Raw genomic sequence first — 25,230 nt, 5'->3', positions numbered from 1 at the left:
CGAATGCTGCACGCAGCGCGGGCGCGAAGCAACGAAATGGAGAAGGGGAGGAAAACGAAAAACGGCGGCGAAGGCCGCCGCTCGTCAGCGCGAAGCCAGTGCGGGCGTGCCGGTGTCGCGTGCGTTGCTGTCGTCGTTGTCGGCCGTCTGCGTCGTGTTCCACACGACCCGGTCGTTGACCGCATACAGCCGGCACGAACCCGCGCCCTGCTTCGCGCAGTTGTCGAGCGCGAGCGCCATCGGATCGTCGCCGCCTTCGGCCCACGACCAGGCGCCTTCCGACGACACCGCGAACGCGCGGCTCGGATGCTGGTTCAGGAAGCGGCGATAGCCTTCACGGCCGGCTTCGTCGACATACGGCACCGCGTTGACCGAGTCGATCGACGCATAGCCGCTCGCCTTCGGCTCGTGCGGATTCGCGACCGCGTAGCGCACCGAGGTCGGCAGGTTCAGCTGCGCGAGGAACGCGTTGACGGCCGGCCACCACACGGGCACGCCGTCGCGGTCGACGATCAGCCGGTGCGCGTCGTCCTTGTAGCGGCCGAAATCGATGAACTGGGCCTGCGTGCCGTGCGAAACGTACGCGTCGTGCATTTGTGCGACGAGCCCGGGCGTCCACACCGAATCGTTGTCGCCATACAGCCACAGCGACCGCACGGCCGTATGCGCGCCGTACTCGTCGAATGCGTCGACGAGGTTTTTCTGCCAGCCGTCGCAGAGATCCTGGCGCAGCCCGCCGGAGAAGTTGATGATGCCGCGCACGCCCGGTGCGGCTTCGGTGCCGTACGCGACCGATACGAGGCCGCCGTGCGACGTGCCGGCGACGACGATGCGCGACGCATCGACATACGACTGGCGCGACATGTAGCGCACCGTCGCGTCGACGTCAGCCGCCTGCGCGAGGCCGTTCTTGCCGACGTTGCAGCCTTCCTGCTGGTACGTGCCGCCCGAACCTGCGAAGCCCTGGCGATTCGGCGCGATCACCGCATAGCCGCGGCGCACGAATTCGCGTGCGAACGCGAGCGGCCGGCTGCGCGGCTGCAGATGGAGATCGCCGGTGTTCTTGCCGTGGTTGAAGACGACGAGCGGGAACGGGCCGGGGCCGTTCGGCTTGAAGAGCGTGGCCTCGAGCGTGACGGAGCCCGAGGCGTCGGCCGGAATGCGGAGGATCTGTTCGTTCAGGTCGGCGGCGACCTGCGGCAGGTTCGAATCGCTGTAGTCGAAGCGTTCGGCGTGGGCGAGCGACCCGCTGGCGCCGGCACCCGACCCCGAATTCGTGCTCGGCAGCGTACCGGCCTGAGCGGCCGACAGCGCACAGGCCGCCATCCATCCCACCAATACCTTGCTGAACGCCATTCGTAAGCCCTGCCATGCAACTTGACCAATTCGAGGTCATCGTAGCCCGACAAATTCGGGTTGTGCAATGCGGGAATTACCCGGCGTCTGACACAGCAACTATTTGTCAACGTTCACTTACTTCGCCGTCGACGTAGCGCCAGAAACCATGCTCGTCGCGCTCGAAACGGCTCGTCTCGTGGAGCCGGTAAGCGCGTCCGCCGACCTTGTAGCGGGCCACGAATTCGACCTCCGCGTGCCGTTCGTCGAGCGGCGCGTGGCGTTTGACCGCGAGCCCGAGCCAGCGCGGCGCGTCGGGTGCTTCGGGGTCGGTGTCGAGATCGGGCGGGCAGGTGCGCGCGGCCCACGTCGCGCGCAGGTAGTCGGTCGCGCCGAGCACGTACGCGCTGTACCGCGAGCGCATCAACTCGAGCGCGGTCGGCGCGGCTTCGCCGCCGTCGATGAAGCGGCCGCAGCAGGCCGCATAGCGGGGCGCCGGCGCTTTGCCGGCGGGAGCGGGGGACGCGCCGCCGCACGGGCACGCGTCAGGTCGGTTCAAAATCATGCCAAACAGGAATTAACGACGCAAGGTTGTCGGCTGCCTACCAGCTCAGCTCGATACCGTCGTACTGGAAGAAGCGGCCGTTTGCCTGCGACACGTCCGCGCCGGATTCGGCGATCACGCGGCGCATGCCGGTCACGCTGGTTTCCGGATCGATCGCGGCCTGCGCGCCGCCCATGTCGGTGCGCACCCAGCCGGGATGGAGCGAGATGCAGGCTGCGTGACGCGTCTGCAGCGACGCGATGCGCAGCGCATCGTTCAGCGCGGCCTTGCTCGCGCGGTACAGCCAGCCGGTCGTGCCGGTCGCCTCGGCGATGCTGCCCATCCGGCTCGACACGACGGCCAGCACGCCGCGCGCGTCCTCGACGAGCGGCAGCACGATCGGCAGCAACTGCATCGGCCCGCGCACGTTCGTATGCATCACCGCGTCGAAATCCTCGGCGGTGATCGTCTCGACCCCCTCGGTGCGCGGCCCGTACACACCCGACACCAGCACGGCCGTATCGAGCCGCTCGCCGTCGAGCTTCCAGCCGAGCGCCGCGATCTGCTCGGGCTGCGTGATGTCGAGCGCATGCGCCTGCGCGCCGAGCGCGCGCAGCGCGTCGAGCGACGCGTCGTCGCGCGCGGTGGCGATCACGTTCCAGCCGTCGCGCCGGTATTGGCGGACGAATTCGCGGCCGAGGCCGCGCGATGCACCGACGATCAATGCGGTTTTCATGCCCGTCGCTCCTTTGCTTGGCGCCGCCGTGGCGGCAGCGCCGGTGTCAGATCCGTTCGATGGGTGGCACGGCTGCGCCTGCGCCGTTACCGCTGCGCAGGCCGTGGCGTCACTTCGCGTCGTCGCACGGCTTCAGCGTGGCGGCGACAGCCTGCGCGACGCCTTCGAGCCGCGCGGCGTCTGCCGCGATCATGTCGTTGGCCGGTGCATGCTCGCCGCCGGCGGTGAGTGCGGCCACGCAGCGCTTGTAGGTCTCGTCGAGCGCTTCGAAGTTCGACACGGCCATCCCGAGATTACGCATCCGGCCGTCGTGCACGCCGTACACGAGCCCGTGCACGGTGAGCGACTGGCCGCGCGCCCACGCGTCGTTGACGATCGTCGTGCGGCACACGTTGACGACCTGCTCGATCGCGTTCAGCTCGATCAGGCGGCGATAGCGCGCTTCGCCCACCGGCCATTCGTCGAGCAGCGCCGCGTGGCGCTCGCGCACGTCCTGCACGTGGTGCAGCCAGTTGTCGGCGAGGCCGACACGGCGGTTGAGCAGCGCGGCGTTCACGCCCGAGCAGCCGTAGTGGCCGACGACCATGATGTGCTTCACGCGCAGGATGTCGACCGCGAACTGGATCACCGACAGGCAGTTCAGGTCGCTGTGCACGACCACGTTCGCGATATTGCGGTGGACGAACACTTCGCCCGGCGGCAGGCCGATGATCTCGTTCGCGGGCACGCGCGAATCCGAGCAGCCGATCCACAGATACTCCGGCGCCTGCTGGTCGGCCAGACGCGCGAAGAACTGCGGGTCGTCTTCGAGCTTGTGCTTGACCCAGGCGTCGTTGTTGTCGAACAGATGTGAAAGCGGATTGTCTTGGGTGTTCATCGGTGTGGATTCCGTTGGCGGAAATCGGGTCGCAATCGGTGCGATGTAGTGGACGTCAGGCGGCGCGCTGCGCGTCGCCCGCACCATCGTTCTGGTCCGTCGCGCCGAAGCGCGCGGGGTAGCGCAGGCAAAAGCGCAGCGCGGTGTCGTACGGATAAAAGTCGGGCAGCTCGCCCTGTATCAGCTTGTCCTTGCTGGCCTGCCACAGCGCGGGATCGAAAAAGTCCGCGTGATGCTTCATGAAGACGTCGCGCACGCGCGGGTCGCCGAGCAGGAACGGCCCGTAGGTCTCCGGAAAGATGTCGTGCGGGCCGACGGTATACCACGGTTCGCCGGACAGCTCGTCCTCCTCGTTGCGCGGCGGCGGCACGCGGCGCACGTTGCAGTCGGTCAGGTACTCGATCTCGTCGTAGTCGTAGAACACCACGCGGCCGTGGCGCGTGACGCCGAAGTTCTTGTACAGCATGTCGCCGGGGAAGATGTTCGCCTTCATCAGCTCCTTCACCGCGTTGCCGTATTCCTTCACGCCGTGCTCGACGTCGGTATCGGAGCCGTTCTGCAGGTACAGGTTGAGCGGCGTCATCCGGCGCTCGATGTACAGGTGCTTGATCACGAGATTGCCGTCCTCGTGTTCGAGCAGCGACGGCACTTCCTTCTCCAGCTCGCGCACGAGCGCGTGGTCGAGCCGCGCGAGCGGCAGCGCGACGCTCGAATACTCGAGCGTGTCGGCCATCCGCCCGAGGCGGTCGTGGCGCTTCACGAGCTGGTACTTCTCCATGATCTGCGCGCGCGTGGTTTCCTTCGGCGGCGGGAAGTGATCCTTGATGATCTTGAACACGTACGGGAACGACGGCAGCGTGAACACGAGCATCACGAGGCCCTTGATCCCCGGCGCGATGATGAAGCGGTCGCTCGAATGCGACAGATGGTGCAGCAGGTCGCGATAGAACAGGTTCTTGCCCTGCTTCTGCAGGCCGACCGACGTGTAGATCTCCGCCTTCGGCTTGCCGGGCATGATCGTGCACAGGAAGTCGACGTACGCGGACGGCACGCCCATGTCGACGAGGAAATACGAGTGCGAGAAGCCGAAGATGATCATCAGCTGGTCGCGGCGCAGCAGCACGGTGTCGAGCGAGAGCACGCCCGGCCGCACGTGGCGGATCGGCACCGCGAACGGCAGCACGCGGTCGGCGTTGATGATGCGGCCGACGATGTACGCGCTCTTGTTGCGGAAGAACAGCGACGACAGCACGTGGATCTGGAAATTCGGCGCTTCGTCGAAGTGGCCGAATTCGTCGTGGATCGCCTGCATCACGCATGCGATGTCGCGCGGGAGATCGTCGAACGCCGGCTCGAGCTGGAAGTTCGTGACGATCCGCTCGAGCGTGGTCGCGAGCCCGTCGGTGCCCGGATAGTACGCGCGGTAGGTCGGCTTCGCGGCCGGCTCGTCGTTCTCGAGATATTCGGTCGAGATCGCCGGGCGCACGAAGATGAAATCGTTGCTGAAGTACGAGCGGTGCAGGATCTTGCAGCACACCGAATTGAAGAAGGTTTCCGCGCACTCGGGCTGGCGGTGCGACGTGAGCAGGCCGATGTAGTGCAGCTTGATCTGCTGCCACACTTCGTCGTCGATGTTCTCCGCGTCGTATTCGTCTTCCAGCACCTCGACGCATTCCTTCACGCGATCGTCGTACGACGTGATCCGCTCGCGCGCGAGCCGCTGCAGCCCGTGCCAGTCGCCGTGCTCGTACAGCGTCTTCGCCTCGACGGCCGCCTCGCGGAAGATCCGGTAGTGGCGGTCGAAGTTTTCGAGCATCGTCTGCGCGACGTCGAAACCGATCTGCGAAGACAGCAGTTTGGGGAAGTGATTCATCGCGTGCAGGCTCGTTCGGGAGGGGCTGTAAGCACTCGCCATTTTAGCGCCCAAGCGGGCGGTTCAAGGGCTTTGCGGCGATGCGCGGACGGCCGGCAGGCGGCGGGTTATCCGCCGTTGGATGCCGTTCGGTGCATCTTCGCGTAAAGATACGGGTACGGAACCGATTCTGGCACGAACTTTTTTTGACGGGCGGCAAGCCGCCGGGCACGCGTTCCGCGCGACGGCGATAGAATCGACGCACCGCCCGCCGCGGCCTGCCGCCGGCGCGCATTCGCACCGATAACGACGAGACGCCCCACCGATGAACGCACTGGAACACCAACTCGACTATCCCTTCGCCGACACGCTGCCCGCCGCGGGCGACACGTTCGAGGTCGCGCCCGGCGTGCGCTGGCTGCGCATGCCGCTGCCGTTCTCGCTCGATCACATCAACCTGTGGCTGCTGCGCGACGAGATCGACGGGCAGGCCGGCTGGACGATCGTCGATTGCGGGATCTCGTCGGACGCGATCCGCACGCACTGGGAGCAGATCTTCGACACGCATCTCGACGGCCTGCCCGTGCTGCGCGTGCTCGTCACGCACTGCCACCCCGATCACTTCGGCCTCGCGAACTGGCTGTGCGAAGGCGGCGACAAGGGCCGCTGGAACGTGCGGCTGTGGATGACGCTCGGCGAGTACATGTTCGGCTGCCTGATGGCGGCCGGCAACGGCTCGAACGCGGGCGGCGCGGCCGCCGCCGATCACTTCGCGCGCCACGGGCTGACCGATCCGGCCGCGCTCGACAAGCTGCGCAACCGCCGCAACTACTACTCGGATCTCGTGCCGGCCGTGCCGCCGCGCTACCGGCGCCTGCGCGAGGGCGACGCGGTGACGATCGGCGCGCGCACGTGGCGCGTCGTGACCGGCTTCGGCCATTCGCCTGAACATTGCGCGCTGCACAGCGAAGCGGACGGCGTGCTGATCTCCGGCGACATGGTGCTGCCGCGCATCTCGACGAACGTGTCCGTGTTCGACCTCGAGCCGGAAGCGAACCCGCTCGCGCTGTACCTGCAGTCGCTCGGCCGCTACGAGACGATGGCGCCCGATACGCTGGTGCTGCCGTCGCACGGCAAGCCGTTCCGCGGCGTGCGCACGCGCATCACGCAGCTGCGCGAACACCACGACGCGCGCCTGGCCGAAGTGCGCGTCGCGTGCGCGGAACAGCCGATGAGCGCGGCCGACATCGTGCCGATCATGTTCCGCCGCCGCGAACTCGACATCCACCAGATGACGTTCGCGCTCGGCGAGGCGCTCGCGCACCTGAACCTGCTGTGGCTCGCCGGCGAGCTCGTGCGCGAGCAGGGCGACGACGGCGTGCTGCGGTTCCGCACCGCCGGCTGACACCGCTTCGTGCGCCTCATGCGACGGGTTCGTAGCGCCACCCGTCGCGATGCCATTGCATCGCGTGCGTCGGGTCGAGCGCCGCGAGAAACGCGGTGTCGTGCGACGCGACCACGATCGCACCGGGAAAGCCGGCCAGTGCGGCTTCGATCGCCCGCACCGATTCGAGATCGAGGTGATTGGTCGGCTCGTCGAGCAGCAGCAGCTGCGCGGGCGTGCCGCGCCACAACGCGCACGCGAGCGCGGCCTTCAGCCGTTCGCCGCCGCTCAGCTGCCGCGCCGGCTGCGTCGCGCGCGCCGCGTCGAGCTGCAGCAGCGCGAGACGGCTGCGCAGGTCGCCTTCGGCGAGCGGCGTATCGAGCAGCCCCAGTTGCTCGACGATCGAACGGTCGGGATCGAGCAGCGCGAGCCGCTGGTCGAGATACGCGGCGCTCACGTGCGTCGTGCATGCGCCTGAACGCGGCGAAAGCTCGCCCGCGAGCATGCGCAGCAATGTCGATTTGCCGCAGCCGTTCGGGCCGGTCAGCGCGATGCGCACGGGGCCGCTCGCCGACCACGTGATCGCGTCGGCAGCGCCGGCGATGCGCCACGGCAGTTGCGCGCGTTCGAGCGTGAACAACTGGCGGCGCGCGCTGACCTCGGTGCCCGGCAGCGACACCAGCACGGGTGCGTCGGCTTCGACGCGCGCGGCTGCGTCCTGCACGCGTTCGTCGAGTGTCGCCTTGAATTCATTCTGGTGGCGCCGCACCGTGCCCATGATGCTGCGCGCCGCGCCCTTGCGGCTCTGTTTTGCCATCGATGACAGGTTGGCCGTCTTCGCGTCGCGCAGCGACGCAGCCGCGTGGCGCTGGATCGTGTCGTGTTCCTGTTCGAGCCTGCGCCTGACACGTCCGCGTTCCGCACGCGCGTTGTCGAGCGCAGACTGCGCGGCATCCTGTTCCGCGTCGCGCTGCGCTCGGTAGAGCGCGTAGTTGCCGCCGTACGAGCGCACGCCTTGTGGCGTCAGCTCGACGATCCGTTGCACGCCGGCGAGCAGCGCACGGTCGTGGCTCACGATGACGAGGCCGCCGCGCCAGCCGTCGAGCGCCGCGCGCAGCCACGCGCGGCCCGGCGTGTCGAGATGGTTGGTCGGTTCGTCGAGCACGAGCAGGCCGGCGCCGGACAGCAGCGCGCCGATCAGCGCGACGCGCGCGAGTTGCCCGCCGCTCAGTGCCTGCGCGGGCGTGTCGGGCTGCACGTCGTGCAGGCCGGCTGCGTCGAGCGCGGTGCGCAGCCGCTCCGCGAGATCCCAGCGATCACCGATCAGGTCGAAGTCGTGCGGTTCCGCGCGGCCGTCGGCGAGACGCGCGAGCGCGCCGAGCGGTGCATCGAGCGCGGCAATCTGCGCGACGGTTCGCGGGCCGGCCGCTGCGTCGTCATTGTCATGCTGCTGCGCGACGTAGACGACGTGCGTGTGCCGGTCGATCGTCCCCGAACTCGGTGCGCAGCGTCCCGCGATCAGTTGCGCGAGCTGGCTCTTGCCGATGCCGTTGCGGCCGACGATGCCGGTCGGCGTGCGGTCGATGGAGAGGTCGAGCGAATCGAACAGCGTGAAGCCGTCGTCGAAGCGGAAGGAAACGTGATGAAGCGCGACGAGCGCGCCGGTAGGCGTGGCAGCAGCCATAAGCACCTCCAAAAATGCGTGAAGACCTTCGCGCGCGGCATGCGTGGCACGGCGGCGAAAACATTTTGGGAAGGCTTAGTTGTTCACTTTGGCTGGCGTCCGGTATGAGGAATGAGCGCGCAGTGTAGCAAGCGCGGCGCGCGGGCCGCAAGCGACGGCCCGACGCACCGTCGCTTGCGCGCCACGCGCGAGGGAGGCGTTACTGCACGGCGACGGCCGTGAAGTTCTGCCGTCCGAACGGGCTCACGTGATAGCCGCTCACGTTCGTGCGCGTGAGCGCGGCCGCGGTCGGATAGCCGAGCGGAATCCACAGCGCCTGGTCGTGGATGATCTTCTGCGCGGCTTCGTACAGCTTCGCGCGCTTGGCCTGGTCTGCGGTCGACTTGCCGTCGGCGATCAGCTTGTCGAGCTGCGCGTCGCAGAAGCGCGCGAAGTTGATGCCCGATTTCACCGCGTTGCAGCTGAACAGCGGCGACAGGTAGTTGTCCGGATCGCCGTTGTCGCCGGCCCAGCCCATGAACAGCATGTCATGCTGGCCGAGCTTCGCCTGCTTGATCAGCTCGCCCCATTCGATCACCTTGACCTCGGCCTTCACGCCGATCTTCGCGAGGTCGGCCTGCAGCAGCTCCGCGCCGACCTTCGGGTTCGGGTTCAGCACGCTGCCGGTCGGGCGCGTCCAGATGGTCGTCGAGAAGCCGTTCGGGAAGCCGGCCTGCGCGAGCAACTGCTTCGCCTTCGCCGGATCGTACGCATACGGCGCGACGTCCTTCGCGTAGCTCCACGTGTTCGGCGGATACGGGTTGTTCGCGGCCGTCGCGGTGTTGTCGAACACGACCTTCAGGTAGGTCGCGCGGTCGAATGCGAGGTTTAGCGCTTCGCGCACCTTGTCGCTGTCGAGCGGCTTCTTCTGCGTGTTCAGCGCAACGAACGCGGTCATGAACGCGGGCGCCTGCACGACCTTCAGCGCGCTTTCGCCCTTCGCGGCGAGCACGTCCTGCGGCTTCGGCGACAGCGCGATCTGGCATTCGCCGGCCTTCACCTTCTGCAGGCGCACCGACGGGTCGGGCGTGATCGCGTAGATCAGCCGGTCGACCTTCGGCTTCGTGCCCCAGTAGGTCGGGTTCACGTCGTAGCGGATCAGCGCGTCCTTCGTGTAGCTCTTCAGCACGAACGGGCCGGTGCCGACCGGCTTCGCGTTCAGGTCGGCCTGCTTGCCGGCCTTCAGCAGCTGGTCCGCGTATTCGGCCGAGTAGATCGACGCGAAGCCCATCGTCAGGATCGGCACGAACGTCGCGTTCGGCTCGTTCAGCACGAACTTCACGGTGTTGTCGTCGACCTTCGTGACCGACTTCACGAGCTTCACGAGGCCCATCGACTGCGCGTGCGGGAAGCCGCTCGCGCCGGCCACCTTGTGCCACGGGTTCGCATCGTCGAGCATCCGCGAGAACGTGAACACGACGTCGTCCGCGTCGAGCGTGCGGGTCGGCTTGAAATAGTCGGTGGTCTGGAACGCGACGTTCGGGCGCAGGTGGAACGTGTACGTGAGGCCGTCGGCGCTCGCGTCCCATTTGTCGGCGAGCGCGGGCACGACTTTCTTCGCGGCTTCGTCGTACGACACGAGCGTGTTGAAGATCACGTCGGCCGATGCGTTGGTCGTGACGAGCGAGTTGTACTGCACGACGTCGAAGCCGTCCGGGCTCGATTCCGTGCACACGGTGAGCGGCTTGGCGGCGGCGAGGCCGGGGGCGGCGAGGGCGGCGGCGAGCGTGGCCGCGGCGAACAGCTTGACCTGCATAGGATCTCCCACGTGGCTTGTGTTTTTTGCTGGGTGACGGGATGCGGGCGCGGCCCGGAAGCGGGCAGGGCCGGCGCGGCTGGCGAATAGCATACCGTCAAAGCGCGCGACGCGTGAAAAAAGGCGCCTGAACGCGGTGAATTGACCGAAAAACGGCTGCGTTCGCGACGGAACAGGTGTTGGGGCGGCGAGCGGGGTGGAGGCGGTGTCGGGCGGAGGAGTGCTCGCACTGGAGAAGCAGGGCAGCGGCGCGTCGGGGGTGTCGCGAATCGATGCGTCGAAGCGGCCAGGCGTCGGTTCGGAGAGGCGGAGAGGCGGAGAGGCGGAGAGGCGGAGAGGCGGAGAGGCGGAGAGGCGGAGAGGCGGAGAGGCGGAGAGGCGGCCCGCGATGCTTCACGCGGGCCGGCGCTCGCCGGAGCGTCAGTGTGCGCCCGCTTTCGGCTTGCGCGGCGCCTTCTCGAACAGGCGGTCGTACAGCCAGCGCGGCAGCACGTGCAGCACCTTCGCGACGACGCCCATCTGCCACGGAATCACGCGGAACGCGTGCTGCCGCGCGATTGCCTGGGCCGCACGCGCCGCGAAGCGGTCGGCGTCCATCAGGAACGGCATCCGGTACGGGTTGTGTGCGGTCATCGGCGTGCGGATGTAGCCGGGCGCGATCGTCACGACGCCCACACCAGCCGGCCGCAGCTCGACACGCAACGATTCGAGGTACTTGATCGCGGCCGATTTCGACGCGCTGTACGCACCGGAGCCCGGCAGGCCGCGCACGCCGGCGACGCTCGCGACACCGACCAGCGTGCCGTGGCGCGTGGCCGTCATCGGGCCGACGAACGGCTCGAACGTCGCGACCATCCCGTAGTAGTTGATGTCCATCACGTCGCGGAACGTCGCGAGATCGCCCTGGCCCGTGACGGCGCCCTGGCTGATGCCTGCGTTCGCGATCACGACGTCGGGGCAGCCGTGCGCCGCGATGAACGACGCGGCCGCTGTTGCGAGCGCGTCGGCGTCGCGCACGTCGGCGGAGTAGACGGAGATGGACAGCTTCGGGAAACGCCGCGCGAACGCATCGAGGGCATCGGTGCGGCGCGCGACGAGTGCGAGCGTGGCGCCCTGGCGGGCGTATTCCTCGGCCATCGCGAGGCCGAGGCCGCTCGATGCGCCGGTGATGAAGACCTTCAGCGGAGTAGTCATGCCGGCGCGCGGACGGGGATCAGAGCTTCTTGTCCTGAACCTGCTTCACGAGGAAGTCGAGCACCTGGGCGGTGCCCGGGATGCTGTTCGCGTAAGCGGGGCCCGTCTTGTACTTGCCCTGGACGACGACCGTCGGCACGCCGTCGATCGCGTAGTCCTTCAGCAGCTTGGCCGACTGGTTCACTTCGCCCTGCACGCTGAACGAGTTGTACGCGTCCATGAACTGCTTCTTGTCGACGCCCTGCGTGGCCAGGAAGTCGGCCTGCGCCTGCGGCGTCAGCAGGTAGTTCTTCTGCTTGTGGATCGCGTTGAAGATCGCCGGCGTGACCTTCTCGGAGATACCGAGCGCGGACACCGCGTAGAACAGCTTCGAGTGCGGGACGAAATCGTCACGGAATGCGACCGGGACGCGCTTGAAGTCGATGTTGTTGCCTTGCTTCTTCACCCACGCTTCGATCGTCGGCTCGAATTCGTAGCAGTGCGGGCAGCCGTACCAGAAGAACTCGATCACCTCGACCTTGCCGGCCGGCGCGGACACCGGCTGCGGCGACTTCATCACCTCGAAGTCCTTGCCGGCGACCGGTGCGGCGGGCGAAGCCTGCGCGAGGCCGGCGGCCAGGCCCAGGGACAGAAGGAGCGTGCTAAGCAGTTTTTTCATGTTGTGAACGTCGAATCAGTTGCTCGGGTTACGGAACGTAACGGGTTCTGAGTGGGCTCGGCCGGTTGCTTACTGCTTCGTGAAACGGATCACCGCCGTGTCGACACCTGCATCGGACAGGCGCTGGCGGGCCGAGTTCATATCCTCGAACTTCGAGAACGGGCCGACACGCACGCGGAAATACGTCACGCCGCTGACATCGCGCTTCGACACCTTCGACTCGAAGCCCTGGAAGCCGAGGCGCGCGCGCTGCTGCTCGGCGTCGCCTTCCGTCTTGTACGCGCCCACCTGCAGGAAGTAGCCGGTATTCGCGTCGTTCGCGGTCGGCGGCTTCGCTGCCGCGGCGGCCGTGGCCGACGAGGTCGGCTTCGGCGTGTTCGCGGCCAGTTGCTGCTGTTGCTGCTTTTGCGCGGCGGCTTGCTGGGCCTGCTTCTGCGCGGCGAAGCGTGCGAGGTCGTCCTCGCCGCCTTGCTGCTGTTGCTGCTGCTGCGCTTGCTGCGTCTTCTTCGGCGGCGGCGGCGTGGTGTCGGCCGGCTTCGGCGCGACGGCGACGCCGTTACCCGACGACGTATTGTTCGACGCGGTCGAGTTGCTCGAGCTGCCGGTGTTGTTCGAGCCGCTCGTCCCGTTGGCCTGCGGCGGCACTTCGACGATCTGCGGTTCGGGCAGCAGGCCGCCCTGGGTCTGGTTCGCGGCCTGGCCGGGCGCGGTGTTCGGCGGCGCGGGCTGCGCGGCCTGCGGCACCGGCTGGCCCGGCGTCTTGCCCTGCAGCGCGCGGTTCGGGTCGAACTGCTGCGGCTGGCTCGCGCCGTTGTCGGCCGGCGGCGGCGCGACCTTCGACACGAACGGCGACGGGGAACGCGTGATGTAGAGCGCCACCACCACGGCGATCGCGAGGCCGACGATCAGGCCCAGCACGATTCCAAGAAATGTTCCTCCGGCTTGTTTCGATTGCTTCGAAGTTCGGCGTGGTTGTGCCATTGCTTGAGTCACCTGCAAAAAGAATCGTGAAAAGGCTGCGGCGGGCACCCGACGGCGGGCGCGCCTGCCGCAGCCATTCGCGCCCGGATCGGGCCGCTTGCTGCGTTACATCTTGGCGGGTGCGGACACGCCGAGCACCGCCAGACCATTCTCGAGCACCTGCCGGGTCGCGGCGAGGAGCGCGGCGCGCGCATTGCGCGGCGCTTCGTCGTCGACCAGCACGCGCTCCGCATTGTAGAACGAGTGGAATTCGCCAGCGAGGTCGCGCAGGTAGAACGCCACCGCGTGCGGTGCCAGTTCGTTGGCCGCGTGCGTCAGCATGTCCGGGTACTCGGCCAGCTTTTGCATCAGCGACGCCGCTTGCGCGCTCGTCAGCTGCGACAGGTCGGCGCCCGGCAGCTGCGCGACGTCGACGTTGTAGCGCGATTTCAGCTCGTTGAGCACCGAGCAGATCCGCGCATGCGCGTACTGGACGTAATAGACCGGGTTTTCGTCGTTCTGTTTCAGCGCGAGGTCGATATCGAATACGAACTCGGTATCGGCCTTGCGCGAGATCAGGAAGAACCGCACCGCGTCGCGGCCGCGCGTGATGGTCGCTTCGTCGATCAGGTCGGGTGCCGCTTCCTGGCCCGCCGCCGCGCCGCCCGACCATTCGATCAGGTCGCGCACCGTCACGTAGCTGCCCGCGCGCTTCGAGATCTTCACTTCCTGGCCGTCGCGCATCACGGTGACCATCTTGTGCAGCACGTAGTCGGGGTAGCCCTTCGGGATCCCGATGTGCAGGCCCTGCAGGCCCGCGCGCACGCGCGCGATCGTGCCGTGGTGGTCCGAACCCTGGATGTTGATCACCTTCGTGAAGCCGCGCTCCCACTTCGTCACGTGGTACGCGACGTCCGGCACGAAGTACGTGTACGTGCCGTCCGACTTGCGCATCACGCGATCCTTGTCGTCGCCTTCGTCGGTCGTGCGCAGCCACAGCGCGCCGTCCTGCTCGTAGGTCATGCCGGCCTTGATCAGCGCGTCGACCGTCTTCTCGACACGGCCTTCGCTGTACAGCGACGACTCGAGGTAGTACTGGTCGAACTTCACGCCGAATGCCTGCAGGTCCATGTCCTGCTCGCGACGCAGGTACGTGACCGCGAACTTGCGGATCGCGTCGAGATCCTCGACGTCGCCCGTGCCCTTGACCGGCTCGCCGTCCGACGCGGCGACCGTTTCGCCGTTCAGGAAGTCGCGTGCGATGTCGGCGATGTATTCGCCGTTGTACGCGGCTTCCGGCCAGCCCGCGTCACCCGGCTTCAGGCCGCGCGCGCGCGCCTGCGTCGAGATCGCGAGGTTGCCGATCTGCACGCCCGCGTCGTTGTAGTAGAACTCGCGGTGCACCGCGTAGCCCTGGCTCGCGATCACGTTCGCGAGCACGTCGCCGAGCGCGGCCTGGCGGCCGTGGCCGACGTGCAGCGGGCCGGTCGGGTTCGCCGACACGAATTCGAGCAGCACCTGCTTGCCTTTCTCGCGATCCGACGTGCCGAACGCGCGGCCCTGGTCGAACACGGCGGCGATCACCGCCTGCTTCGCGGCGGCCGACAGGCGCAGGTTGATGAAGCCGGGGCCGGCGATCTCGGCGGCTTCGACGAGGCCTTGCGCGCCCGACTGGGCGGTGAGGGCGGCGACGATCTGCTCGGCGAGCTGGCGCGGGTTCGTGCCGAGCGGCTTCGCGAGCTGCATCGCGACGTTGCACGCGACGTCGCCGTGCGCGGCGACTTTCGGGCGCTCCAGCGTGATGACGGGGGCGACGGACGTGGCGTCGGCGCCTTTCAGCGCGTGTGCGACCTGCTTGACGCTATCCGCGAGCAGGGCTTCGAGGGTCTGTTTGTGTGCTGGCAGCATGCTGGTAGAAGGCTTCGTTGGTGGCGGCCGGAAACGACGGCCCGCCGGCGCGCTTTTTAAGCGCGCGTTTCAGGGATCGCAGAATTTTAACAGGTGCTAATATGCCGCTCAGGCGGCCCGCGTCCGCGAGGCCGGACGCCGGTCTGCCGGCGTTCCCCAACCGCGCCGCGCAGGCACAACAAGATGAAAAGGGAATTGTCATGATTACGTTCAAGAGCAAGGCGGCACAGGATCTCGACGTGCTGAAGGATTTCGCCGTGTATGTGCTGGGTCTCGTCGGCAAGCAGCTGGGCGAGCGCGGTGTGATCACGCACGATGAGCTGGACCACGCGATCGCCAAGCTGGAAGGTGCAGTTGCGCAGGCGAAGCAGGAGCGCGCCGAGCACGCCGGCCATTTCCACGAGGACGAAGCCGACCACGCGCACCACGAAGTGCCGCCGAGCCTGGCACAGCGCGTCGCACCGTTCCTTACGATGCTGCGCGAAGCGAAAGCCGGTGAAGCCGACGTGCACTGGGGCTTCTGAGCCTTCTTGCCCGGCCGGTCCGAAAGGATCGAAAGGTAGAAAAAAGCCCGCTTCCGAGCGGGCTTTTTCTTTTGTCTGATGATAACGGGCGGCGGCGCGCCTGTCGAAGCGCCGATCAGAGCTGCGGCGCGAGCGCGCGGCGCGCGTCGTCGAGCGACAGCGCCATGCGCTGCGCATAGTCCTCGAGCTGATCCTGGCCGATTTTCCCGACCGAGAAATACGTGCTGTCCGGATGCGCGAGATAGAAGCCCGATACGCTCGCGGCCGGCAGCATCGCCAGCGAGTCGGTCACGCTCATGCCGATCTCGTCCGCGCGCAGCACGTCGAACATGTCGCGTTTCACGAGGTGGTCGGGGCAGGCCGGGTAGCCCGGTGCCGGGCGCACACCCGCGTACTTCTCCGCGATCAGCGCATCGTTGTCGAGCGTTTCGCCGCTCGCATAGCCCCACAGCTCGCGCCGCACGCGCGCGTGCATCGCTTCCGCGAAGGCTTCCGCGAAGCGGTCGGCGAGCGCCTTCAGCATGATCGCGCTGTAGTCGTCGTGGTCGGCTTCGAACTGCTTTTCCTTCACGTCGACGCCGAGGCCGGCCGTCACCGCGAACATCCCGATGTAGTCGGCCACGCCCGATTCCTTCGGTGCGATGAAGTCGGCGAGCGAGCGGTTCGGCCGCATCACGCCGTCGACCACCGGACGCACGCTCTGCTGGCGCAGGTTGCGCCACGTGAGCAGCACTTCCGAGCGCGACTCGTCGCTGTAGATCTCGATGTCGTCGTCGTTGACGGTGTTTGCCGGCAGCAGCGAGATCACGCCGCTCGCGGTCAGCCAGCGGCCCTGGATCAGGCGCGCGAGCATCGATTTCGCGTCGGAGAACACGCGCCGCGCCGATTCGCCGACGATCTCGTCGTTCAGGATCGCCGGGTACGGGCCCGCGAGATCCCAGGTCTGGAAGAACGGGCCCCAGTCGATGTACTGCGCGAGCTCGTTCAGGTCGTAGTTCTTGAACACGCGGCGGCCGATGAACTTCGGCTTCACCGGCTGGTAGCCGGCCCAGTCGACCTTGGTCTTGTTCGCGCGCGCTTCGGCGAGCGTGACCATCGGCTGCGCCTTGCGGTTCGCGTGCTGGTCGCGGATCCGTTCGTAGTCGGACTTCAGCTCGTCGAGGTACTTCGTCGCGCCTTCGTCGGACAGCAGGCTCGACGCGACCGACACCGAGCGCGACGCGTCCGGCACGTAGACCACCGGGCCTTCGTAGTGCGGTGCGATCTTCACGGCCGTGTGCACGCGCGACGTCGTTGCGCCGCCGATCAGGAGCGGGATCTTCTTCACGCGGAAGTAATCATCGCGCTGCATCTCGGATGCAACGTAGGCCATTTCCTCGAGGCTCGGCGTGATGAGGCCCGACAGCCCGATGATGTCCGCACCCTCGACCTTCGCCTTCGCGAGGATCTCGTTGCACGGCACCATCACGCCCATGTTGACGACTTCGAAGTTGTTGCACTGGAGCACGACCGACACGATGTTCTTGCCGATGTCGTGCACGTCGCCCTTCACGGTCGCGATGACGATCTTGCCCTTCGCACGCACGTCGCCGCCCGCTTCCGCGAGCAGGCGCTTTTCTTCCTCGATGAACGGGATCAGGTGCGCGACGGCCTGCTTCATCACGCGCGCCGACTTCACGACCTGCGGGAGGAACATCTTGCCCTGGCCGAACAGGTCGCCGACGATGTTCATCCCGTCCATCAGCGGCCCTTCGATCACGTTGATCGGGCGGCCGCCGGCCGCGTCGATCTTCGCGCGCACTTCCTCGGTATCCTCGACGATGAAGGTCGTGATGCCGTGCACCAGCGCATGCGAGAGCCGCTTCTCGACCGGCTGGTTGCGCCACTCGAGGTTCTCTTCCTTTTTCGCGCCCCCTGCCTTGAACTTGTCGGCGATCTCGAGCAGGCGGTCGGTCGAATCGTCGCGGCGGTTCAGGATCACGTCCTCGACGCGCTCGCGCAGCTCCGGGTCGAGGTCGGCGTACACGCCGAGCTGGCCCGCGTTGACGATGCCCATGTCCATCCCCGCCTGGATCGCGTGGTACAGGAACACGGTGTGGATCGCCTCGCGCACCGGGTCGTTGCCGCGGAACGAGAACGACACGTTCGACACGCCGCCGCTGATTTTCGCGTGCGGCAGGTTCTGCTTGATCCAGCGGGTCGCCTCGATGAAGTCGACCGCGTAGTTGTTGTGTTCCTCGATGCCGGTCGCGACCGCGAAGATGTTCGGGTCGAAGATGATGTCTTCCGGCGGGAAGCCGACTTCGTTCACGAGGAAGTTGTACGAGCGCGTGCAGATCTCGATCTTGCGCTCGTAGGTGTCGGCCTGGCCGGTTTCGTCGAACGCCATCACGACGGCCGCCGCGCCGTAGCGGCGGATCAGGTGCGCGTGGTGGCGGAACGCGTCCTCGCCTTCCTTCAGCGAGATCGAGTTCACGATCGCCTTGCCCTGCACGCACTTCAGGCCCGCCTCGATCACTTCCCACTTCGACGAGTCGATCATGATCGGCACGCGCGCGATGTCCGGCTCCGATGCGATCAGGTTCAGGAAGCGCACCATCGCCGCCTTCGAATCGAGCATCGCCTCGTCCATGTTGATGTCGATCACCTGCGCGCCGTTCTCGACCTGCTGGCGCGCGACGGCGAGCGCCTCGTCGAACTGGCCGTTGAGGATCATGCGTGCGAACGCCTTCGAGCCGGTGACGTTGGTGCGCTCACCGACGTTGATGAAGAGCGTCCCGGGCGTGACGTTGAACGGCTCGAGGCCGGCGAGGCGCATCATGTGATCGGTCATGGCGGTGCGGATTCTGGTGATGAAGGGCGTGGGCGGTCGGGTCAGGCGTTGTCGCTGTACTGGTTCGGCCAGCGGCGCGGCTTCACGTCGGCGAGCGCCTTCGCGATCTCGGCGATGTGTTCGGGCGTCGTGCCGCAGCAGCCGCCCGCGAGGTTCACGAGCCCGGCTTGCGCGAATTCCTTCAGGAGGCCCGACGTGACGTCCGGCGTCTCGTCGAAGCCCGTCTCGGCCATCGGGTTCGGCAGGCCCGCGTTCGGGTAGCACGACACGTAGGTGTCGCACAGCTTCGCGAGCTCGGCGATGTACGGGCGCATCAGCGCCGCGCCGAGCGCGCAGTTCAGGCCGAACGTGAGCGGCTTCGCGTGACGCAGCGAATTCCAGAATGCCTCGACGGTCTGGCCCGACAGGATCCGGCCCGACGCATCGGTGACGGTGCCCGAGATCATGATCGGCAGGCGCTCGCCGGTGTCCTCGAACAGCTCGTCGAGCGCGAACAGCGCGGCCTTCGCGTTCAGCGTGTCGAAGATCGTCTCGACGAGGAACAGGTCGACGCCGCCGTCGAGCAGCGCCTTCGCCTGCTGGTAGTACGACGCGCGCAGCTCGTCGAACGTGACGTTGCGTGCGCCCGGATCGTTGACGTCCGGCGAGATGCTGGCCGTCTTCGGCGTCGGTCCGATCGCGCCCGCGACGAAGCGCGGTTTGTCCGGCGTCGCGTATTTTTCGGCCGCTTCGCGTGCGAGCTTCGCCGATTCGATGTTCATCTCGACGACGAGATCTTCCATCTCGTAGTCGGACTGCGCGACGGTCGTCGCGCCGAACGTGTTGGTCTCGACGATGTCCGCGCCGGCCGCGAAGTACTGGTCGTGGATCTCGCGGATGATCTGCGGCTGCGTGATCGACAGCAGCTCGTTGTTGCCCTTGATGTCGCGCGGGAAATCCTTGAAGCGCTCGCCGCGATACGCGGCTTCGTCGAGCTTGTAACGCTGGATCATCGTGCCCATCGCGCCGTCGAGGATCAGGATGCGCGATTTCAGCAGCGCAGGCAGAGCGGCGCCGCGCGTGTAGGGCGCGTCGAGCGGGACGGAAGCGGCGAGAGGAGTCGCAGACATGGGCGAAAGACCGGCTAAGACGGGAAAGCCGTCATTGTAGCCGGTGCGCATGGGCGCCGCCCGGCCTCGCGCCGCGCCGGCCGGCCCGCCAAATGAAAGCCCCCGCCTGGCGAACCGGGCGGGGGCATGATCGGAGTGCTCGCGGCGCCGCGTCGATGCGCGGCAAATGGCCCGGCCGCACGAGGCGCCGGGCCGCGGGTCGTCAGTGCAGCACGACGGGCATCATCATCAGGCTGTCGAATTGTCCGAGGAATTCGTCGACTTCGTCGAGCGACGGTTCATCCTCGATCAACTGCTTCACGTGCGCGCGGAATCGTTCGGCAAGTTCGCCGTCGATGAAGATTTCGCGCTGCGCGTTCTTGTCGACGATTTCATATCCGCCGGCATTCATCAGGTGGTGGCCGGCCTGCGGCGCGAATTCGACGACGCAGTAGTTGGGGCTGTTGTAGATCATTTGCATGGCGGCACTCCTCTTCGCAGTGGCATCTGGCCTTGTTGTCCCCTAGGTGGGGCAAGCCTTGCCGGTTTCAAGGGGCTTGCGCTGCACACCCCGTTCCCGTTTGCGTGGGGTGTATCGGTTAGAAGCCGATGTCTATGAAACGTTTCCTATTGTCTGCCGGTGGACTGAAATAGTTGTTAAAGAGTGTCATCGGCCATTTCACGGAAATCTGTAGTCGGTCGAAATTGCCGAATCGCGCGCGTTCGCGCGCGAGTTCACTGTGTGACAGGCGATGTGACAGGCGCAGGCACGGGCGGTGCAGCCGGTACTGCAGCGGGTTGTGCCGGCGGTTGCACGGTGTCCGCTGGTGCGGGTTGTGCCGGTTCCGTGGCGGGAGCGGCCGATGCGTCGGGCGTCGGTGCACCGGCGGGCGCATGCGTTGCGCCGCCTGCCGGTTCCGCGTCGGACGTCGCGCCAGGCACCGCGAGCCGGCCATGCCACAACAGCTCGATCTGCGCGCCGTTCGGTTCGGTCTGCACGAGGCGCGCGGGCAGCCAGCCGAGCGACGGTGCAAGCCACATGTCGATCCGGCGCGTGTCGCCGTCGCGTCGCGGCAGGCGCATGAAGTGCCGCGCGCCGATGATGCCGGCCTGCGTTTGCACCTGCTCGTCGCCGATCACGGTGATCGGCCAGGTCTCGCCGCTGTTGTTGTCGATCACGAAGAACTGTTGCGTGACACCCGGCTTGTACGCAGACGGATTGCCGCGCACGAGCCCCGACAGCTGCATCAGCATGCTGAAGCGATCCTGCACGCCGTCGGGCAGCGGCGCGTTGTTCGGTGTGCGCGTGAACACGACCTGCCGGATCTCGCGGTTGAAGATCGCGATGTCTTCCGGCCGCTTGCCGCGCTTCTCGACGTAACGGTCGGGCGCGACGCCGAACGCGTCGATGCGGCCTTCGCTGCGATAGGTGAACGGGCCGACGAACGGCACGGGCATCGACACCGACAGGTCGTAGGTGCGCCCGTCGGTGCGCCAGCGGATCGTGCCGATCATGTTCTGCATGCCGTTGTAGAACGTGTCGTACTGCAGGTCGCCGGACGGCGGCGCGGTGAACTTCACGCCGTTCGTCGCGGGGCCCGGCGTCGCGGCGCTGGCGGCGCCGGCGGCCGACGCGGCATGTGCGTCCGATGCGCCCGGTACGCCACTCGCCGCGGATGCGGCGGCCGGCGGCTCGCCGTGTTCGGCCGTTTGCGTCGACGTGAGGACCGGCTCCGGCGACGGCGCGGGTTTCGGTGCGGCGGCCTTCGGGGCAGCCGGGGCGGGTGCGGCCGGCCGCTCGACCGGCTTCGGCGCAGGCGGCGCGGGCTGGCGCTCGATCGGTTGCGGTTTCAGCAGCTCGATCTGCACGGGGACTTCGGCGGGCGCGGGCGGCGTGAACGCGTCGCGGTTGCGCATCAGCCAGAACGCGGCGAGCGCGTGCAGCACCAATACGACGACGAGCGCAATGCCCACGCGCAGCCAGTGGCGGGGCAAGGCGTGACTCGGGCGGGTGTCGGCAGGCTGCATGGGCATCGGAACAGGATCGGGGCGTTCGCGTGACGTCGGGCGCGCAGCGCGCGCCACAGGAATCGGACTGTCGAATGCGCCGCGCGTTCGCGCTGCGTGACGGGCAAGTGCCGGGCAAGTGCCGGGGGGCAGGTACCGGATGCGTCAGGCGTCGCGCGCGTCGGGACTATAGCCGAGTTCGTAAGACAGTTTCTGCGCGCAGGCGCGCAGCGCCGTGTCGATCTCGCCGCCCCATGCTATGTCGAACGAGCCTTCCTGGCCGAGCGCGACGATCGCGAGCGCGAGTTCGCCGACCGCATCGAACACGGGCATGCAGAACGCGTGGATCGTCGGCAGCAGCATCCCCTCGACGCGCGCGGCCTCGTGCTGGCGCACGTCGGCGAGCACCGTGTCGACCTCGTCGAGCGTGCGCGGGCCGCCGTGGTGCGGCGAGCGGCGCGTATCGGCAAGTTCGCGCTCGAGCATCGCGGCGGTCTTGCTGCGCGGCAGGTACGCGGCGAACAGCAGCCCCGTCGCGGAGCCGAGCAGCGGCATCACGTCGCCGAGCTTCAGCGACGCCTTCGCCGGGTGGCTCGATTCCATCCAGTGCACGATCGTCGGCCCCTGGTTGCCCCATACGGCGATGCCGACCGTCTGGTCGAGGCGGTCGCGGAATTCGGTCAGCGCGATCCGCGCGAGCTTCACGCCGTCGACGCGCGCGAGCCGCGCAAGCCCCATCTGCAGTGCAAAGCCGCCGAGTTCGTAGCGGCCGGAGACGGGATCCTGCGACACCACGCCGAGCCGCGAGAAACTGACCAAGTAGCGGTGCGCCTTCGCAGGACTCATGCCCGCGCGCTGCGCGAGGTCGCGCAGCATCATCGCGCGCGGCTCGCTCGTCAGCACGTCGAGCAGGCGGAAGCCGACCTCGATCGACTGGATGCCGGAACGGACCTTCTCGCCGTGCTCGCCGGAAGCGGCGTCGTCGGTGTCGGAGTCGGCGAGATCGTCGTCGGGAAGCGGGCTGGCGGGCATGGGCGGCAGGTGCGCGAAAAGGCGGCAGGAAGCGGGTTGAAAATCGGGGCGAAAACGGCGCGCACAATCGCGGCGCGCCGCAGGGATTCACCATCGTAAAATAGATTCCCTCCATCGTCACTACAACGGCAGAGTCCCCCTATGAAACTTGCTTCGCTGAAGGACGGCACGCGCGACGGCCAGCTGATCGTCGTGTCGCGCGACCTGCACACCGCGGCGATCGCCGACGCGATCGCGCCGACGCTGCAGCGTGTCCTCGACGACTGGGCGTTCTACGCGCCGCAGCTGCGCGACCTGTACGACGCGCTGAACCATGGCCGCGCGCGCAATTCGTTCGCGTTCGATCCGGCCAACTGCATGGCGCCGCTGCCGCGCGCGTTCCAGTGGGCCGACGGCTCCGCCTACGTGAACCACGTCGAGCTCGTGCGCCGTGCGCGCGGCGCGGAGATGCCGCCCGAATTCTGGACCGACCCGCTGATGTACCAGGGCGGCAGCGACGATTTTCTTGGGGCCCGCGACGACGTCGTGTGCCCGTCCGAGGAGTGGGGCATCGACTTCGAGGCGGAGGTTGCGGTGATCACCGGCGACGTGCGGATGAGCGCGTCGCCCGACGAAGCGCTGAAGGCCGTGCGGCTCGTCACGCTCGTGAACGACGTGTCGCTGCGCAACCTGATTCCGGCCGAGCTCGCGAAGGGCTTCGGCTTCTTCCAGAGCAAGCCGGCCACCGCGTTCGCGCCGGTCGCCGTGACGCCCGACGAGCTCGGCGACGAATGGCGCGAAGGCCGTGTGCACCGGCCGATGATCGTCCACTGGAACGGCAAGAAGGTCGGCCAGCCCGACGCGGGCACCGACATGGTGTTCCACTTCGGCCAGCTGGTTGCGCACGCGGCGAAGACACGCAACCTGCGCGCCGGCTCGATCGTCGGCTCGGGCACGGTGTCGAACAAGGACGCGAAGCGCGGCTACTGCTGCATCGCCGAGAAGCGCTGCCTCGAGACGATCGAGCACGGCGCGCCGCAGACCGAATTCATGCGCTATGGCGATACCGTGCGCATCGAGATGTTCGACGCGGCCGGCAAGTCGATCTTCGGCGCGATCGAGCAGTCGGTCGCCCCGCCCGACGGCGCGGCGTAAGTCGCGCGGAGCACGCAGCGCTCCGCGTCCGCGAAACCCGGCTTCGGCCCGCGCGCCGGGTTTCGCCTGATGTTTGCCCGCGCGGGCTTGGCTACACTCGATTCAGGGGTTCGAGAACCTCGAGCAAGGAGCAGCGCATGGCCAATCTCGCCGCGTACGGCGGTTACGAAGCACTGAAGGTGACGCGCCGCGATCATGGCGTGCTCGACATCGTGATGAGCGGCGAGGGCGCGAACCGCAGCGGCCTCGCGACCGCGAACGCACGCATGCATCGCGAGCTCGCCGACATCTGGCGCGACGTCGACCGCGATCCCGACACGCGCGTCGCGGTGATCCGCGGCGAAGGCAAGGGCTTCTCGGCGGGCGGCGACCTCGCGCTCGTCGAGGACATGGCGAACGACTTCGACGTGCGCGCCCGCGTGTGGCGCGAGGCGCGCGACCTCGTCTACAACGTGATCAACTGCAGCAAGCCGATCGTGTCGGCGATGCATGGCCCGGCCGTCGGCGCGGGGCTCGTCGCCGGGCTGCTCGCCGACATCTCGATCGCCGCGAAGGATGCGCGCATCATCGACGGCCACACGCGGCTCGGCGTCGCGGCCGGCGACCACGCAGCGATCGTGTGGCCGCTGCTGTGCGGGATGGCCAAGGCGAAGTACTACCTGATGCTGTGCGAGCCCGTGAGCGGCGAGGAGGCCGAGCGGATCGGGCTGGTATCGCTCGCGGTCGAGCCGGCCGACCTGCTGCCGAAGGCCTACGAAGTGGCCGAGCGGCTCGCGCACGGTTCGCAGTCCGCGATCCGCTGGACCAAGTACGCATTGAACAACTGGCTGCGCACCGCCGGGCCGACCTTCGATACGTCGCTGGCGCTCGAATTCATGGGGTTCTCCGGGCCCGACGTGCAGGAAGGCATCCGTTCGCTGCGTGAGCGGCGCCCGCCCGAGTTCCCCGGCGACGCGCCGTTCTGACACGCGTCGGCGCTATGATCGATCCAGGCGCGGCTCGCGCGACCCATGGCGGCCGCCTCGCTCTCACCCAGTCAACCAGGACGCCCGTATGACGACCGATGCCTCCGGCTCCAACCCTTTCGCCGGCTTTGCCGGCTTCAAGCCCGCCGACATGATGGACCGCATGTGGGACATGATGCGGATGTCGCCGTTCGGCGGGATGACGTCGTTTCCGGGCGCCACGCAAGGGCTGCCGCCTTCGCTGTCGAGCATGTCCGACATGATGGCGCCGCTCACGAGCGTCGAGGAACTCGACAAGCGGATCACCGATCTGCGCGCGGTCGAGCAATGGCTGAAGCTCAATCTCGGGATGCTGCAGTCCGCGATCCAGGCGCTCGAGGTGCAGCGCGCGACGCTCGCGACGCTGCGAGCGTTCGGCGCGTTCGCGCAGAGCTCGATGTCCGCGGCCGAGGAAGCGGCCGTCGCGGCCGCGCATGCGGCGAAACACGCGTCGCCGGCGCCGGATGCCGACGCTTCGGCGTCTGCCGCGGATGCAACGGCGGGCGACGCCGCGCAGCAGGCCTTCGATCCCTCCGGCTGGTGGAACCTGCTGCAGTCGCAGTTCAACCAGCTCGCGAGCCTCGCGATGGCGCAGCCGGGCATGCAGCCCGCCGCGCCGGGCGATGCGCCGCCGGACGCGGCTGCCCAGCCGGAGCAGGCTGCGCCGCCGACGCGGGCCGC

The 25,230-nt window shown here is 67.6% G+C and carries 21 protein-coding genes; 5 read left to right on the top strand and 16 right to left on the bottom strand.

The window, feature by feature from the left end:
• Positions 1-84: 84 nt before the first annotated feature.
• The 5 genes from BDI24065_RS31920 to aceK all read right to left on the bottom strand — a co-directional run bounded on the left by BDI24065_RS31920 (position 85) and on the right by aceK (position 5,365).
• Positions 85-1,356, bottom strand: coding sequence for a dienelactone hydrolase family protein (locus BDI24065_RS31920; protein WP_175034563.1), 1,272 nt, complete (start codon positions 1,354-1,356; stop codon positions 85-87).
• Between the two features lie 106 nt (positions 1,357-1,462).
• Entirely contained in the window at positions 1,463-1,900 is a 438-nt protein-coding gene (locus BDI24065_RS31915; RefSeq protein WP_043187089.1) for a YchJ family protein, read from the bottom strand.
• A gap of 37 nt (positions 1,901-1,937) precedes the next feature.
• On the bottom strand, positions 1,938-2,615 hold the full coding sequence (locus tag BDI24065_RS31910) for an SDR family oxidoreductase (RefSeq protein WP_122946386.1): 678 nt from the start codon (positions 2,613-2,615) through the stop codon (positions 1,938-1,940).
• Between the two features lie 109 nt (positions 2,616-2,724).
• Positions 2,725-3,492: a carbonate dehydratase gene (gene can, locus BDI24065_RS31905; protein ID WP_175034562.1), complete on the bottom strand. Its 768-nt coding sequence runs from the start codon at positions 3,490-3,492 to the stop codon at positions 2,725-2,727.
• A gap of 55 nt (positions 3,493-3,547) precedes the next feature.
• Positions 3,548-5,365 (bottom strand): bifunctional isocitrate dehydrogenase kinase/phosphatase, encoded by a 1,818-nt coding sequence (gene aceK, locus BDI24065_RS31900; protein WP_175034561.1) that lies wholly within the window; start codon positions 5,363-5,365, stop codon positions 3,548-3,550.
• A 304-nt stretch (positions 5,366-5,669) separates the two neighbouring features.
• Here aceK and BDI24065_RS31895 point away from each other — a divergent pair, with 304 nt between their 5' ends.
• Positions 5,670-6,749 (top strand): MBL fold metallo-hydrolase, encoded by a 1,080-nt coding sequence (locus tag BDI24065_RS31895; RefSeq protein ID WP_175034560.1) that lies wholly within the window; start codon positions 5,670-5,672, stop codon positions 6,747-6,749.
• Between the two features lie 16 nt (positions 6,750-6,765).
• On the opposite strand, the gene BDI24065_RS31890 is transcribed toward BDI24065_RS31895, so the two are convergent.
• The 6 genes from BDI24065_RS31890 to argS form a co-directional block, all read right to left on the bottom strand.
• Entirely contained in the window at positions 6,766-8,412 is a 1,647-nt protein-coding gene (locus tag BDI24065_RS31890; protein ID WP_175034559.1) for an ABC-F family ATP-binding cassette domain-containing protein, read from the bottom strand.
• Between the two features lie 199 nt (positions 8,413-8,611).
• Positions 8,612-10,207 carry an ABC transporter substrate-binding protein gene (locus BDI24065_RS31885; protein ID WP_175034558.1) on the bottom strand — a complete coding sequence of 532 codons (1,596 nt, stop codon included), beginning with the start codon at positions 10,205-10,207 and terminating at the stop codon, positions 8,612-8,614.
• 420 nt (positions 10,208-10,627) lie between these two features.
• The gene (locus tag BDI24065_RS31880) at positions 10,628-11,401 is read right to left on the bottom strand and encodes an SDR family oxidoreductase (protein ID WP_175034557.1); all 774 of its coding nucleotides are present in this window, start codon (positions 11,399-11,401) and stop codon (positions 10,628-10,630) included.
• A 19-nt stretch (positions 11,402-11,420) separates the two neighbouring features.
• Entirely contained in the window at positions 11,421-12,059 is a 639-nt protein-coding gene (locus BDI24065_RS31875; RefSeq protein WP_011353364.1) for a thiol:disulfide interchange protein DsbA/DsbL, read from the bottom strand.
• Positions 12,060-12,128: 69 nt separating this feature from the next.
• Positions 12,129-13,040: an SPOR domain-containing protein gene (locus tag BDI24065_RS31870; protein ID WP_175034556.1), complete on the bottom strand. Its 912-nt coding sequence runs from the start codon at positions 13,038-13,040 to the stop codon at positions 12,129-12,131.
• A 105-nt stretch (positions 13,041-13,145) separates the two neighbouring features.
• Positions 13,146-14,927: an arginine--tRNA ligase gene (gene argS, locus BDI24065_RS31865; RefSeq protein WP_175034555.1), complete on the bottom strand. Its 1,782-nt coding sequence runs from the start codon at positions 14,925-14,927 to the stop codon at positions 13,146-13,148.
• Positions 14,928-15,127: 200 nt separating this feature from the next.
• Here argS and BDI24065_RS31860 point away from each other — a divergent pair, with 200 nt between their 5' ends.
• Entirely contained in the window at positions 15,128-15,451 is a 324-nt protein-coding gene (locus BDI24065_RS31860) for a DUF1840 domain-containing protein (RefSeq protein WP_011353361.1), read from the top strand.
• 115 nt (positions 15,452-15,566) lie between these two features.
• Here the strand turns inward: BDI24065_RS31860 and metH are convergent, their stop codons facing one another.
• The 5 genes from metH to BDI24065_RS31835 form a co-directional block, all read right to left on the bottom strand.
• Positions 15,567-18,284: a methionine synthase gene (metH, locus tag BDI24065_RS31855; RefSeq protein WP_175034554.1), complete on the bottom strand. Its 2,718-nt coding sequence runs from the start codon at positions 18,282-18,284 to the stop codon at positions 15,567-15,569.
• A 41-nt stretch (positions 18,285-18,325) separates the two neighbouring features.
• Positions 18,326-19,393 carry a homocysteine S-methyltransferase family protein gene (locus BDI24065_RS31850; RefSeq protein WP_089446708.1) on the bottom strand — a complete coding sequence of 356 codons (1,068 nt, stop codon included), beginning with the start codon at positions 19,391-19,393 and terminating at the stop codon, positions 18,326-18,328.
• A 202-nt stretch (positions 19,394-19,595) separates the two neighbouring features.
• On the bottom strand, positions 19,596-19,853 hold the full coding sequence (locus BDI24065_RS31845) for a BTH_I0359 family protein (RefSeq protein WP_006477667.1): 258 nt from the start codon (positions 19,851-19,853) through the stop codon (positions 19,596-19,598).
• Positions 19,854-20,107: 254 nt separating this feature from the next.
• Complete coding sequence (locus BDI24065_RS31840; RefSeq protein ID WP_175034553.1) at positions 20,108-21,406, bottom strand: DUF3108 domain-containing protein; 1,299 nt, start codon at positions 21,404-21,406, stop codon at positions 20,108-20,110.
• A 138-nt stretch (positions 21,407-21,544) separates the two neighbouring features.
• Complete coding sequence (locus tag BDI24065_RS31835) at positions 21,545-22,411, bottom strand: IclR family transcriptional regulator (protein WP_164462630.1); 867 nt, start codon at positions 22,409-22,411, stop codon at positions 21,545-21,547.
• Between the two features lie 141 nt (positions 22,412-22,552).
• Between BDI24065_RS31835 and BDI24065_RS31830 the strand changes: the two genes are divergently transcribed.
• From BDI24065_RS31830 to BDI24065_RS31820, 3 genes are all read left to right on the top strand, one after another.
• Positions 22,553-23,545 carry a fumarylacetoacetate hydrolase family protein gene (locus tag BDI24065_RS31830; RefSeq protein ID WP_122946375.1) on the top strand — a complete coding sequence of 331 codons (993 nt, stop codon included), beginning with the start codon at positions 22,553-22,555 and terminating at the stop codon, positions 23,543-23,545.
• Between the two features lie 137 nt (positions 23,546-23,682).
• Positions 23,683-24,510 carry an enoyl-CoA hydratase/isomerase family protein gene (locus BDI24065_RS31825; protein ID WP_069248977.1) on the top strand — a complete coding sequence of 276 codons (828 nt, stop codon included), beginning with the start codon at positions 23,683-23,685 and terminating at the stop codon, positions 24,508-24,510.
• A gap of 88 nt (positions 24,511-24,598) precedes the next feature.
• On the top strand, positions 24,599-25,230 hold a 632-nt coding region (locus BDI24065_RS31820), incomplete at its 3' end, for a PhaM family polyhydroxyalkanoate granule multifunctional regulatory protein (protein WP_175034552.1).

The sequence above is a fragment of the Burkholderia lata genome (assembly GCF_902499025.1).
In the GTDB taxonomy this organism is placed as follows: domain Bacteria; phylum Pseudomonadota; class Gammaproteobacteria; order Burkholderiales; family Burkholderiaceae; genus Burkholderia; species Burkholderia lata_C.
The sequence above is the reverse complement of the archived record's forward strand: the minus strand, read 5'-3'. Positions and strand labels throughout refer to the sequence as shown.